13 protein-coding genes and 1 pseudogene are annotated in these 13,335 nt (G+C 55.1%); 7 read left to right on the forward strand and 7 right to left on the reverse strand.

Annotation, left to right across the window (positions count from 1 at the left end; all coding sequences use genetic code 11):
• The first annotated feature begins 15 nt into the window (after positions 1–15).
• The 3 genes from HEQ18_RS09355 to HEQ18_RS09365 are packed head-to-tail and all read left to right on the forward strand — an operon-like array spanning position 16 to position 5,197.
• A complete protein-coding gene (locus HEQ18_RS09355; RefSeq protein ID WP_432814508.1) occupies positions 16–2,151 on the forward strand; it encodes a bi-domain-containing oxidoreductase in 2,136 nt (711 codons plus the stop codon).
• Positions 2,152–2,210: 59 nt separating this feature from the next.
• Entirely contained in the window at positions 2,211–3,980 is a 1,770-nt protein-coding gene (locus tag HEQ18_RS09360; RefSeq protein ID WP_432814509.1) for a heparinase II/III family protein, read from the forward strand.
• Positions 3,977–5,197, forward strand: a complete 1,221-nt coding sequence (locus HEQ18_RS09365) for a glycosyltransferase family 4 protein (RefSeq protein ID WP_432814510.1) — start codon at positions 3,977–3,979, stop codon at positions 5,195–5,197. The genes HEQ18_RS09360 and HEQ18_RS09365 overlap by 4 nt, the downstream gene beginning before the upstream one ends.
• A 124-nt stretch (positions 5,198–5,321) precedes the next feature.
• On the opposite strand, the gene HEQ18_RS09370 is transcribed toward HEQ18_RS09365, so the two are convergent.
• Both HEQ18_RS09370 and HEQ18_RS09375 read right to left on the reverse strand, forming a co-directional pair.
• Positions 5,322–6,268, reverse strand: a protein-coding gene (locus tag HEQ18_RS09370; RefSeq protein WP_432814511.1) for an IS630 family transposase whose coding sequence is annotated in 2 segments (ribosomal slippage) — positions 5,322–5,929 and positions 5,929–6,268 — 948 coding nt in all. Because the reading frame shifts where the segments join, the coding sequence is not laid out codon by codon here.
• A gap of 91 nt (positions 6,269–6,359) precedes the next feature.
• Positions 6,360–7,157 (reverse strand): hypothetical protein, encoded by a 798-nt coding sequence (locus HEQ18_RS09375; RefSeq protein ID WP_432814512.1) that lies wholly within the window; start codon positions 7,155–7,157, stop codon positions 6,360–6,362.
• Positions 7,158–7,287: 130 nt separating this feature from the next.
• On the opposite strand from HEQ18_RS09375, the gene HEQ18_RS09380 reads away from it, so the two are divergent.
• Positions 7,288–8,655 carry a cytochrome P450 gene (locus tag HEQ18_RS09380; protein ID WP_432814513.1) on the forward strand — a complete coding sequence of 456 codons (1,368 nt, stop codon included), beginning with the start codon at positions 7,288–7,290 and terminating at the stop codon, positions 8,653–8,655.
• A gap of 194 nt (positions 8,656–8,849) precedes the next feature.
• On the forward strand, positions 8,850–9,638 hold the full coding sequence (locus HEQ18_RS09385; protein ID WP_432814514.1) for a hypothetical protein: 789 nt from the start codon (positions 8,850–8,852) through the stop codon (positions 9,636–9,638).
• A 3-nt stretch (positions 9,639–9,641) separates the two neighbouring features.
• On the opposite strand, the gene HEQ18_RS09390 is transcribed toward HEQ18_RS09385, so the two are convergent.
• Both HEQ18_RS09390 and HEQ18_RS09395 read right to left on the reverse strand, forming a co-directional pair.
• Positions 9,642–10,076, reverse strand: a complete 435-nt coding sequence (locus HEQ18_RS09390; protein ID WP_432814515.1) for a DUF2442 domain-containing protein — start codon at positions 10,074–10,076, stop codon at positions 9,642–9,644.
• A complete protein-coding gene (locus HEQ18_RS09395; RefSeq protein ID WP_397605271.1) occupies positions 10,073–10,306 on the reverse strand; it encodes a DUF4160 domain-containing protein in 234 nt (77 codons plus the stop codon). Before HEQ18_RS09395 ends, HEQ18_RS09390 begins: the two co-directional genes overlap by 4 nt.
• 165 nt (positions 10,307–10,471) lie before the next feature.
• Here HEQ18_RS09395 and HEQ18_RS09400 point away from each other — a divergent pair, with 165 nt between their 5' ends.
• Both HEQ18_RS09400 and HEQ18_RS09405 read left to right on the forward strand, forming a co-directional pair.
• Positions 10,472–10,831, forward strand: a complete 360-nt coding sequence (locus tag HEQ18_RS09400) for a type II toxin-antitoxin system RelE/ParE family toxin (protein WP_432814516.1) — start codon at positions 10,472–10,474, stop codon at positions 10,829–10,831.
• A gap of 4 nt (positions 10,832–10,835) precedes the next feature.
• A complete protein-coding gene (locus tag HEQ18_RS09405; RefSeq protein WP_397579761.1) occupies positions 10,836–11,186 on the forward strand; it encodes a helix-turn-helix domain-containing protein in 351 nt (116 codons plus the stop codon).
• A 230-nt stretch (positions 11,187–11,416) separates the two neighbouring features.
• Here HEQ18_RS09405 and HEQ18_RS09410 read toward each other — a convergent pair whose 3' ends face one another.
• The 3 genes and pseudogenes from HEQ18_RS09410 to HEQ18_RS09420 form a co-directional block, all read right to left on the reverse strand.
• Complete coding sequence (locus HEQ18_RS09410; RefSeq protein ID WP_432814517.1) at positions 11,417–11,938, reverse strand: DUF885 domain-containing protein; 522 nt, start codon at positions 11,936–11,938, stop codon at positions 11,417–11,419.
• Positions 11,939–11,990: 52 nt separating this feature from the next.
• Positions 11,991–12,290: pseudogene (locus HEQ18_RS09415) on the reverse strand (DUF885 family protein); the annotation flags it as partial.
• Positions 12,291–12,294: 4 nt separating this feature from the next.
• Entirely contained in the window at positions 12,295–13,254 is a 960-nt protein-coding gene (locus tag HEQ18_RS09420) for a DUF885 domain-containing protein (protein WP_432814518.1), read from the reverse strand.
• Positions 13,255–13,335: the final 81 nt, after the last annotated feature.

The following is a 13,335-nucleotide window of genomic DNA, read 5'->3' on the forward strand; positions in this document are numbered from 1 at the left end:
ACAGACAGAGATTTTATGAAACAGATCGTGCAATATTTAAATAGCGGCGAGACCGCCGTCGTAGATGCACCGGCGCCAATGGCATTACCGGGAACCATCGTTATACGAACGACACGCAGTCTTATTTCAGCAGGTACCGAGCGGATGCTTGTCGGATTTGGCAAGGCATCCATGCTGCAAAAGGCTCGGCAGCAGCCGGAAAAAGTAAAGCAGGTACTTGCAAAAATTAGAACAGACGGTCTTGGCGCTACGGTAGATGCAGTCCGGTCGAAGCTGGATCAACCCATTCCCCTTGGCTATTGCAACGTAGGCGAAGTCGTCGAAGTTGGCGCAGGCGTTTTTGATTTTGCTGTGGGCGACCGCGTTGCGTCCAACGGACCACATGCCGACGTCGTGCGTGTCCCCCGCCTGTTATGCGCCCCAATTCCGGCGGATGTCGACGACGACATGGCAGCGTTTACCGTCGTTGCCAGTATCGGTTTGCAGGGGATAAGGCTGGCAGCACCTACCTTGGGGGAAAGCGTGGTTGTCACGGGCGCGGGCTTGCTGGGGCTTCTGACCGTGCAGCTTTTGCTGGCGCAGGGTTGCCGGGTGTTGGCCATCGACTTTGATGAAAAGAAGCTGGCGATTGCGCGCACCTTTGGTGCTGAGACCTGCAACCCGGCGACGGGCCAGGATCCTGTTGCCGCGGGCATGGCGTTTAGCCACGGTCGGGGCATCGACGCAGTCATTGTAACAGCGTCAACCGACTCAACCGACCCGATTACCCAGGCTGCAAATATGTGCCGCAAACGTGGCCGCATTATTCTGGTCGGGGTTACCGGATTAAAACTGAATCGGGCAGATTTTTACGAGAAGGAATTGAGTTTTCAAGTCTCCTGCTCTTATGGGCCAGGGCGTTACGATGCAGACTATGAAAACGCTGGTCATGATTATCCGTTCGGTCTGGTGCGTTGGACCGAGCAGCGTAACTTTGAAGCTGTCCTCGACCTTATGTCGGCCGGAAGGATCGACACAGAAAGTCTGGTCAGCCATCGTTTCCCGTTTGAAAATGCGGGCGAAGCCTACACATCACTTACCGACGACAAAACAGGGTTGGGACTGCTGCTAAGCTACAGTTCACCTCTTGCCGAACGGATGCATAGCCGCGTCACCCTGAGGGCCGATACACCCGTCCGCAAAGACCAGCCGGTGGTTGGCGTCATTGGAGCAGGAAATTATGCCTCCCGCATTCTCATACCTGCATTTCAGAAGTCGGATGCAGTTCTCCATACCATTGTGAGTTCGGGTGGCCTCAGCAGCGCGCTTCATGGCAAAAAGGCCGGATTTACTGCAGCGTCCAGCGATAACAATGATATATTCGGTAATTCAGACATCAACACTGTGGTCATCGCGACGCGGCACGACAGCCACGCTGCGTTGGCCGTGGAAGCAATAAATGCCGGCAAAAACGTTTTTGTGGAAAAACCTTTAGGGCTAACGCACGATGACATCGACCAGGTAGAGGCCGCGTATTCAACTGCCCATGCAACGGGGTCCGGACCGCAACTCATGGTAGGGTTCAATCGGCGCTTTTCACCACAGGCAACAAAGATGAAGGCGCTACTTGAGGCCGTTTCGGAACCTAAGTCGTTCCTTATGGTGATGAACGCTGGCGCAATTCCACCAGACCACTGGACGCAGGATATAGCCATTGGCGGCGGACGCATTATCGGCGAGGCGTGTCATTTCGTTGACCTCATGCGGTTTCTGGCCGGGTCGCCGATTACATCGGTCTATGCTAGGCGGCTGGGCAGCGGGCAAGGCGTCGTTACGACGGAAGACAAGGCAAGCATTACATTGGGGTTTGAAGACGGATCATTTGGCACAATCATGTATCTTGCAAATGGTGCCTCCAGCTTTCCCAAAGAACGAATCGAGGTCTTTACTGCCGGGCGCACATTACAGATCGACAACTTCCGAAAAATGACCGGCTTTGGCTGGCCAAAATTTTCTTCCCTCAATCTGCGTGCACAAGACAAAGGCCAACAAGCCTGCCCCAAACAATTTCTTTCTGCGGTCTCGTCTGGAACGCCTGCGATACCGTTTGCCGAAATTCTGGAAGTTGCCCGCGTCACTATTGATGCTGCGGAACAATTACGCGCTCAATGACGACCATAGTTACGAAGGTCCGGACCTACTGGGCGCTCGGCATCGCGAATATAGGACGCGTGGCGTTTTATCGCGCACGGTTGAAACTGGGTTTATTTCCAGAAGATTCCCACGTCCCAGTCCCAGCTTCATCGGTGTTCTTCCGCCAGACGGACATTGATGAGGTTGATGCGCCGGCTCCAACGACATGGCAGAGTTTCGGCCTTCTTTTCGACAGTATTGAATTTCCGGTAGGCGACAGCGCCCCAGATTGGTTAGCCAATCCTTTGAATGGAACGGCTTTCCCCAATTCGGAACGTGTTTGGTGGAAAATTCCCGACTTTGATCCTGATGTTGGCGACATCAAATTGATTTGGGAGTTGTCGCGATTCGGATGGGCTTTACCCTTTGCACAACGGGCGCGGAATGGTGACCATGTAAGCCTAGACCGTCTCAACAGATGGATGGCCAGTTGGTACAAAACCAACCCTCCTTATCATGGTCCTAACTGGAAATGCGGCCAGGAAGCATCTATCAGGGTAATGCACTTGGCGATGGCCGCGCTTATCCTAGGCCAGAATAAAAGTACTGAGCCCGCGCTGTGCAGTTTGATCAAGCAGCATCTGGATCGGATCAGGCCGACAATCGGATATGCATCCGCGCAATTGAATAACCATGCAACTTCTGAAGCAGCCGCTTTGTTCATCGGGGGTAGCTGGCTTGCTGCAAATGGATATCCCGCAGCGCAAGCCATAGCCGACACCGGGCGAGCTCAGCTGGAGCAGAATGTTGCTAAGCTTGTGAGCCCGGATGGCAGCTTTAGCCAACATTCGATCAACTATCACCGTGTCATGTTGGACACGATATCGATGTGCGAGATTTGGCGACGCGCAATGTTGCTGGAACCATTTTCGGTCAAACTTCTCAGTCGAGCTGCTAACGCTGCCGAGTGGCTGCGCCATTTCATTATGGCACCCGATGGTGATACGCCGAACTTGGGAGCAAATGACGGAGCCCGACTGCTCCCGATGGGGGCTTTTGAATACAGAGACTTTCGCGTTTCATGCCAGCGCGCAACTGCATTGTTCGCCGGAAAGAGAGCGTTCGACGACAGAAACCTCGACTACAATAATCTTTGGTTGAATATCGAAACGCCGTTGCAAACCATGTCGTCAGCTGGTTCTGTTCAATATAGTGACGGGGGCTATGCGATTCTGCGGAAGGATGAAGCGTCAGCAGTGCTTCGATTTCCGCGTCGTCGGTTCAGGCCAAGCCATTGCGATGCATTGCACATGGAGTTGTGGATAAACGGCAAGGCACAACTCCGAGATGCGGGAACGTTTAGTTACAACGAAGGCGACGCTTGGGTAGATTATTTTAGCGGTGACCGTGGTCACAATATCGTCCAGTTCGATGATAAACCTCAAATGCCGCGTTTGGGACGTTTCCTGTTCGGCGATTGGATAACCGCAAACGTCGAAGACGAATTACTCGAAACATCTTCAGTCGTGTCCTTCGGAGCAGCTTACAAGAACCGGCGAGGTTGCGTCCACTATAGGAAGCTCGAATTGTTCAAGGACCAACTAAACGTGATTGACGAAATCCATGGCTTCGAAAATGTAGCGATAATGCGATGGCGGCTCGCACCGGCTAAGTGGATGATGACGGATCATCAAGTTAAAAATGCTGAAATGACAATTGAGATCGTAGGAGAAAAGAAGGCAATTGATATTTCAATGCATGATGGCTTTGAATCGACTCATTATATGCAAAAGACAACTATACCCGTTCTGTATGTGTCAACTACGAAGCCAGGTCGCATCGTAACAAGTTTTCGGTGGAGCTCATGAAAATACTCTATCTCCACCAACATTTTTCGACGCCGAATGGTTCGGTTGGCATTAGATCGTATCAAATGGCGCGAAGATGCGTTGAACAGGGACACAGCGTCACAATGGTTTGCGGCAGCTATGGCGGTGGGCAAACCGGGCTCACGATACCATTGAAGTCGGGCATGCGCCGGGGGTTTGTCGACGGCATTGAAGTGGTGGAACTGGACATGGCGTATTCCAATAGCATGGGATTTTTGCACCGAAGTTATCTATTTATAAAATTCATGTTCCGATCAATTTGGTTAGCACTAACCGAAGAATATGACGTTATATTTGCAACTACGACACCTCTTACGGTAGGCGTTCCTGGGATCGTAGCGCGCTGGGTCCGGAACAAGCCATTTGTTTTTGAAGTGCGCGATCTTTGGCCGGAACTGCCCAAAGCGATGGGCGTTATTCGCAACCCTTTGGTTCTCACAACGTTGTCATGCCTCGAGTGGGCAAGTTACAAGTCTGCAACGCGCTTAATTGGTTTGTCCCCCGGAATTGTCGAAGGTATTATGAACCGCGGCATCGGTGTGAACCGTATTGCGTTGATTCCCAATGGTTGCGATCTGGAAATTTTCGATGATGTGCCAACACGGTGGAGGCCCGTTACAATCGGGGCGAAAGATCTGTTGGCCGTATTTTCCGGTACTCATGGCACTGCAAATGGCCTGGACGCCGTATTGGATGCAGCATTGGTTTTACAGAACCGCCAACGGAATGACGTAAAAATTTTACTGATTGGTCAAGGCATGAAGAAACCTTGGCTACAGCAACGGGCGGCGTTGGAAAACATCTCAAACGTCATATTTCACGACCCGGTAAACAAGGAAAAGCTTGCTCAACTTCTTGCCGGTGCTGATGTAGGATTGCAAATTTTGGCCGATATTCCGTCATTTTATTACGGCACGTCACCCAATAAATTTTTTGACTATTTATCGGCTGGCCTCCCCATTCTTACAAACTACCCAGGCTGGGTTGCCGACATGATTGAAGATAACAAGTGTGGTTTTCCAGTCGAGGCTGGCTCCCCTGAGGCATTTGCCGATGCGCTTGAAGCCGCTGCTGACGACCGTGCTAATCTTAAACTGGCTGGAGATAATTCTCGAAAGCTTGCCCGCAAAAAATTTGACCGCAACCAACTCGCCGACGAGTGGGTGAAATGGGTTACCGGAAGGCCTCCTATTTGATGAACCTTTAACAATGTTAGATTGGAGGAACGATACACAACTAATTTTATCAGCACCTGATATCCTGCACGGCCAGTTCATCAGTTTGTTCGACAAGATTGAGCGACGTTAGAACGTTTTTCGATCATTCTGGGTCATATCCGCATGAGCTGAAGTAATTGGCGCATTCGTGGGGCTGGAAGATATCGACGAGGTTGCCGATCCGGGTCCAAAGGCCACTCACGGTTCGTTCTTCTGCCTTTCGCAGCATTGCTTTGAGTTTGGAAAAGGCCTTTTCGATTGGATTGAAGTCGGGGCTGTATGGCGGCAAGAACCGTAGTATTGCGCCCGCGGCCTCGATCCGTTCGCGCACTGATACCCGTTTGTGGCTGGACAGGTTGTCCATGACGACGACGTCACCGGGCCTCAGTTCCGGTACGAGCACCTGGGTGACATAGGCTTCGAACCAGTCTCCGTTGATCGGACCATCCAGCACCATCGGCGCGACCATGCCGGTCATGCGAAGGCCCGCCACCAGTGTGGTCGTTTTGCGGTGGCCATGCGGCAAGCCCATGCGCAGGCGTTCGCCTTTGGGGCAGCGGCCATGGCTGCGGGTCATGTTGGTCGCAGTCCATGTTTCGTCGATGAAGACGAGGCGCTCCGGGTCCAGATCGATCTGGCCGTCGAACCAGTCGTGCCGTTGCTTCAGGACATCGGGCCGGTCCTGCTCGATGGCACGGCCAGTCTTTTTTTACGCGTCATGCCACGGCGCACAAAGAAGCGGTGAAGCCCGGCCACAGAGACGGTCAGGCCCATCTCGGCCAAGCCCGTGCGTAACTCTTCAAGGGTGATATCCTTTCGTGCCGCCCAAAGAGCCAAAATATCGTCACTGCGCTCTTCAACCCGCCGCGAACGCATATCACCACCTTGAGGCCTCGGTGCAAAGCTGCCGGTCTCGCGCCGCTGCGCGTGCCAGCGGATCGCCGTCGATGGCGCAACGCCAAAGCGGGCAGCTGCCCCGCGACAACTCATACCATCATCAACCGCCGCCAAAAGCCGCGAACGCAAATCCATCGATAGTGGTTGACCCATCCATGCCAGCCTCCTTCACCGGCACCGATACTGAATCAGAAATCACGGCCGATGGGAATCCCCTTTCGATTCAGACGGCTCGAAAAACGCTCTAAGCCGGTCGCTCTACGCCGCCTTCAGGTAAACGCTGACGCGGCGTTTGCGGACCTTGCGGCTCGGGGCGGGGTTTGGGCGGTTGTTCAGGGGACGTAACATTCTGCCGTATCGGTGAAACTTCCCGCGGTGGCGCGGGAACATTATTCCCGTCTGACGCCCCGTCGCCCCGCCGGTTGGGCTGCGCATCGGCGCTACCATAATTCTGCCCTCGACACCGGCCTTGCGGCGCGCCTGTATTTGGTAACGGAACAGCACCGGCTCCGCGACCATCACCGCCGCGCCATTGGTCATCGCCATTTCGCCTACCGCCCCGCCAACCATCGCGCCTATTGTCGTCAGGGTTGCGCATCCGGCCTCCTTGACGATCCGGCGACGCTGATCTCTCGGACCGTGCGCTGTCCCTATAACCTCGCTCACGACCTTCATAGCGGTTACGGCCCAAATCATGGCCATGGTTTTCACGATACCAGTTATGACGCTGTTCACCCCAATAACGGCGATATTGCTCGCGCATCGGATACCGGCGTCCGAAGGTGTCGAACAGAAAGATGCCGTGACCGGGATAATAATAATTGTCATACCAACCGCCGCCAAAGCCGATGTTGCCAAACCCTTGCCCATAATCACAATCAAAATACGCATCATAACCGCCATAAGGGTCGCAGCCATATGCGTCGTCATAATAGCCATCGCTGGAGTAGCCCAATCCCACATCGTAGACGCAACCCGACCCGCCTGCACCTGCCGCAACGAGCAGTGCCGCCTTCAAAAATGACTGTCCCTTAATTGCCATGGTCCATGCCCACTGCGAAATTCGTTCGTCCAACATCACGTTCACATTCCCCACCCCCACGCCCCACTTGCACCATACTAACATCCATGGCAGTAAACCTTAACCGCGCAATTAAACAGGAATCACGTCCATGGCCCTTGCCCATAGCGAAGCTGCCAACCCGCATTGGGTGCCACGCACAAAGATCGGCGATCTGTCGCACATCCCCGGCGAAAATGGTCCGCCGATCATTGGCACAACGTTTCGCGTGCTGCGTGATCCGCCCGCTTATGGTGCGCGCATGGTCAAAACCTATGGCAAGGTTTTCCGCACCAACGCCTTTGGCAATCCGACGGTTTCGCTGGTTGGTGCCGAGGCAAATGAGCTTTTGCTGTTTGACCGTGAAAAGCTGTTTTCGTCGGAACAAGGCTGGGGCCCAGTCCTAAACCTATTGTTCCCGCGCGGATTGATGTTGATGGATTTCGACCATCACCGCATGGACCGCCGTGCATTGGGTATCGCGTTTAAGCCAGAGCCGATGCGCGCTTATACCCAAGACATGAACCGCATCTTTGCCGAACAATTGAAGGACTGGCGCGGCGATATGCTGTTCTATCCGGCGATCAAGCAACTGACGCTGGATGTGGCGGCGAGCAGTTTTTTAGGCATTCCCTTGGGGCCAGAGGCGGACAAGATTAACAAGGCCTTTGTCGACATGGTGCAAGCATCGGTCGCGCCAATCCGCGCGCCTTTGCCCTTTACGCCGATGGGCAAAGGCGTTGCCGGGCGCAAATATCTGATCGATTATTTCGGCCCGCAAATCGCCGAGCGCCGCCGCAATGAAAACCGGCAAGATATGTTCAGCCAGTTTTGCCGGTCAAAGCGTGAAGACGGTGAATATATGTCGGATGGCGAACTGATCGACCATATGAACTTCCTGATGATGGCGGCACATGACACGGTCACGTCGTCGGTCACATCGATGATCTGGTTTCTTGCCAAGCACCCAGAATGGCAGCAGAAATTGCGCGAAGAGTGCCTGGCGATTGCGCCTGCAGGATCGGATGTCGCCTTTGCCGACCTCGATAAGTTCGAACTGACCGAATATGCGTTTAAAGAATCGCTGCGCCTGATTGCGCCCGTGCCATCGATCCCGCGCCGTGCGCTGCGGGATTTTGAATTTATGGGCTATCATATTCCCAAGGGCACGTCAGTCAGCATAAGCCCGTCTTATGTCCATATGATGCCCGAATATTGGGAGAACCCCGAAACGTTCGACCCCATGCGCTTTACGCCAGACAAGGTGAAAGCGCGGCATAAATATGCTTGGGTGCCCTTTGGCGGCGGCGCGCATATGTGCCTTGGCCTACACTTTGCCTATATGCAGACGAAGCTGTTCATGCACCATTTGCTGACATCGGTTAAGGTCGAAATTGCCGATGGCTATGCCCCCGATTGGCAGGCTTGGCCGATTCCCAAGCCAAAGGATGGGCTGAAGGTTCGGTTCACGCCGCTGTAATATTCGTGAAAAGTCACACTATGGTCTCACCTAAACGATGTTCCAATATGGCTGATAACAACGCCCACAGCCAAGGCGGGTTAACCATGTCTGGGCCGCGATGCCGCATGGCATGACGGACTGCTCGCCAATCTGACAGGCCAAATCCTACATTGCAAGCCACGGCTGATGCCGTAAAGGTCGCAGCGCAGCGCATGGCTTATTCAGAACAGACAGATTGGAGCCGGGACGACCTGCGGCGGCGCAGCATTGGCTTGGCTGTCGCTATATTGCTTGAGGTCATCATCATCCTTGCGATATTGAGCCTGAGCATGCGTTCGGGCGGGCCGGTGGCGGGCACAGGCGGCCTGAGCACTTTCTCGCTTGAGGCAGAGGCGGAATCTGAGTCCTCCGCTGAAAAGAGCGAAACGCAAACGCCCGTCACCAAAGAGCAGAAAAGCACAATCACGCCGCCCATTCCTCCGCCGCTGCTGCCGCCGGTCAACCCGGTCCAAGCGCCCCCGCCGAGGCCGGACTTCATCAAGATCAGCAAATCAGATTTTGACGCGATGGATCTGTCAAAATTGCCAGCGCGCGGCGGCAGTGGGTCGGGCGAAGGCAAGGGCAGCGGGCAAGGGGCCAAGGGCAACATGGGCCCCGGCCTTGGCCCCGGCGGGGCGCAGCTTTATCCGGTGGCGTGGCTGCGCGAACCGTATGACAGCGAACTTGCGCCCTATCTCGCTGCGGTCAAGCGCATCCCGCCTGGCGCATCGGCGGATATTGCGTGCCGCATGATCGAGCGTAACCGTGTGGAAAATTGCCAGATCATCGGCGAAAACCCACGTGGCACCGGCCTTGCCAAGGCATTACGCCTCGCCGCGTGGCAATTTTTGGTCAAGCCCCCGCGCATCGACAACAAACCGCAATTGGGCGTGTGGGTGCGCATCCATTTCGAGTTTGGGGTGCGGGAGGTTGAGGCAACGGGAGAGCCTGCCAGTGAGTAGAAGTCAGGCAGCCAGCCGCCCGTCATAACCGATGGTCGCAAGCATGACCGTTTTGGGGATAGGCTGCTCCCCCGACAGATAATAGGCAATCGTCCGGCGCGACAGGCCAAGCGCCGCTGCCGCTGCATCGATCGTAAAACCGTGCTTCTCAACCCACGCACGGAAAGCAGCAGGAGCCATAATGCGCCCAGCCTGCTCATCGGCCCAGCGGCGCAACTGCGGTGCGCCAAAGTCAATCCCGCACGGCCATTCGAGCGACCAGCCGTCTTGCGACACAGTAACGGCGGCAAATTCACCCCCCTGCACCAAGGGCTGTAAGGCGGTGCGCGCAGCGATGATCGGCGCCAGATCGATGACCGTCATCTCATTGTCATCCCAAGCCACCGAAATCACCAAGGCCGAAACAGGCGTTACGCCTGTGATTTTGCCGATGCTCATACAACGTCTCCGCTAAACTCTTCCCATTTCGCCATCAGCATGTCGCGGTTCAACGCCGCCCAGTCGAGCGCCTCGCGCATGTCGAGCTTACCTGACATATTCATGACCTCCAGCGTATCAATCCGGACCTGCGCCGCGCCTTCGCGTGCCAGCACATGAAAATGCGGCGGATAATGATCCCCGAAAAACATCGCAATCTCGCAATTTGAAAAGCGGATAAGTCGAGGCATGGATGGAATGATAGTGCAATTTTTGCACTATCACAAGGGTCATGCTCTTTGGTCGAAATCGTAGGTTACGGCGGGAGGTTGAGGCCGTTGAGCCAGCCGACGAGTGACGCATGGCTCTAAATATGCTCTTGACAGCATATAACTTCGACTGCATAAATGAATGCGATGGCATGGGACATTCAGTTTGATGATCTGTTTTTCGTCGAGGTGTCTTCGTTTGAAACCACAGTCCGTGCCGAACTTGCTGCCTGCCTGATTTTACTTCGCGAATTTGGACCCGCGCTGAAACGACCGCATTGCGATACACTCAAAGGCTCCCGCCATGCAAACATGAAAGAATTGCGCTTTGCCGCCGATGACGGCGTCTGGCGCGTAGCTTTTGCATTCGACCCGAAGCGCAGCGCCATCATGCTGGTCGCAGGAGATAAATCAGGCGTCAGCGAGAAGCGTTTTTACAAGAAACTGATTGCCTCCGCCGATGACCGTTTCGATGCCCATCTCGCATTGCTCAAAAAGAAGAAGTGATAATATGACCCGCCAATTGGACGATTTTCTGAAGACCTTCACCCCTGCCGAGCAGGCCGAGATTCAGACGCGCGCGCGCGCGCTGATCGAAGACGAACTGACCCTGCGTGCGTTGCGTCAGGCGCATGACCTGACGCAGGAACGCATGGCAGAATTGCTGGGCGTAAAGCAGGAGAACATCTCCCGCATGGAACGCCGCGCCGACCTGCTGCTGTCCACGATGTCAAGCTATATCGAGGCGATGGGCGGCAAGCTGAAGCTGGTAGCGGAATTTCCGGAGCGCAACCCGGTGGTGATCAAGAATTTGTCCGATATTGCTTTGGGTGAAAAGCGGGTGAGCCCGGATACGCTTTGATTTTGGGGTTCGGGCGGTTGAGAGCGGCGGGGTTCCAGCGGAATGATTATCTCGCCGGAAAAACCACCGTCGTCCCAGCGTAGGCTGGGACCCATCACGCCTGTCAGTCTAACCCGAAAGACGCGATAGGCTCCAGCCTGCGCTGGAGCGACGGGGCGTGGCCGCTGGCGCGACGCTGTGGCTGGCGACAAGGCTGTTGCGGACGAAGGGGGCGCTAGCCCCCCACCCCATCACTTCCGCGAGGCGATCCATGCATCGACTTGCTCTTCAAGCACATCCAACGGCACTGGACCTGATTTCAGCACGGTGTCGTGGAAGCCCCGCACATCAAATTTTGACCCAAGCGCCTTTTGCGCTTTGTCGCGCAGCGCGCTAATTTTCAGGCGGCCAACCATATATGCCGTCGCTTGGCCGGGAAAGATGATGTAGCGTTCAATCGCCTTGACGATGCCGCCGGGTGCATCGGCGCTATTGTCCTCGACATATGTGATCGCTTTTTCGCGGGTCCAGCGTTTGTGGTGCAGGACCGCTGTCGACGACCAAGCGAATCGCGCGGTGTAGCTCAAGCTGGAAGCCGACCAAAAGTCGCGCGCCGGATCGGTATATAGGCCCATGTCCTTTGCCAGCTTCTCCGAATAGAGACCCCAGCCTTCGGAATAAGCCGTAACGCCGCCAAACTGACGGAAGGCGGGCACGTCTTTCAACTCGGTCTGGATCGCGAGCTGCAAATGGTGGCCGGGAACGCCCTTCATGGTAAAATAGCGCCTCAACCTCGGTCAGAGGCATATCCGCCATTTTATAGAGATTGGCGTAATAAGTGCCGGGGCGCGAACCGTCAGGGCTGGGACGCTGATAAAATGCCTTGCCCGCAGATTTTTCGCGGAATGCCTCAACGGGTTTTACGACCAAAGGTGCCTTGGGCAAAACGCCAAACCATTTGGGCAATAAGGGCGTAATCGCGTCCTGCGCCTTTTGCGTTTCGGACAGATACAGCGCGCGGCCCTCAGCCGTTTCGGGCGCGTAGAATTTGGGTTCGGTACGCATATAGTTGAAGAAAGCCTGAAGATCGCCCTTCACGCCCATCTTTTTCTGGACGACACCCATTTCCTTATGAATGCGCGCGACCTTGCGCTAGACCCAGATTGTGGATCTCGTCAGGCGTCATGTTGGTCGTGGTGTAGTTCGCCAGCCGCTCGGCATAATAGCCCGCACCATCCTTGAAACGCCAGACACCGTCGTCGGTTCCGGCGACTTTTTCCTGCGCCGTCATTTCGGATATCAACGCCTCATACGCTGGCTTCACCGAAGCATTCAGCGCATGCGCCGCGTCAGCAATCAACAGGTCTTTTTCGATCTGGCTGATGCTGAGCTTGGCCACCTTTGCCTTGAAATCTGCAAATAACGGCGCATCGGGACCATCGCCAAAGGGCGCGCCGGTGATAACATTGCGCGCGTCATTGATAACATAAGGATAGACCCATTTGGGCGGCAGTATGCCGTCCGCCGCACGTGCCTTGGCTTGGGCGATGGCGTCCATCATGCCTGGACCCAGGCCATATAAGCGGCTGACATAAGCGCGGGCGTCCGACTTGTTGTCGACGCGGTGAATATTGATAAGGAACGCTGGCAACTGGCTTTGCGCACCATTCATCTGGTCAAAGACATAGCCATAATCATTATATGTATAAGCAGCCTCGCTACGTTCGGCGCGCTTTTCAAACAGGCGGTAGGACAGGCGGTTTTCGGGCGAAAGCTTGGCAGGGTCAAAGCGGGCGCGCATTTCCTTCAACGCCGAACGCTCGGCTTCATGCGCGCGCATTTCGCCGGCGGTGGAAAAATCACCCCAACGGCCATAATCGCTGTCCTTGATACCGCGATAAGATTTGCCGAGCGGCGAAAGCGACAGTTGCTGCGCATCATATTCTTCAAAGAATGCCTTGATAGCGGCGTTTTGATCGACCTCGGCAACGGCAGCGGGTGCGGCATTGGCCGTCTGCGCAAGCGCCGGGGTGCCCAATTGCACCAAAGCGATGGCAAAAGCAGAAATCGCGGTTTTGTTTATACGCATTCGAAACTCTCCTGATTGTCTTTATGGCACCGTCATATCAGTCCACCGCGCGAGGGGAAGCGCCGAATGCATGGCTTGTCG

Source organism: Sphingorhabdus sp. (assembly GCF_050921905.1).
Taxonomy (GTDB): domain Bacteria; phylum Pseudomonadota; class Alphaproteobacteria; order Sphingomonadales; family Sphingomonadaceae; genus Sphingorhabdus_B.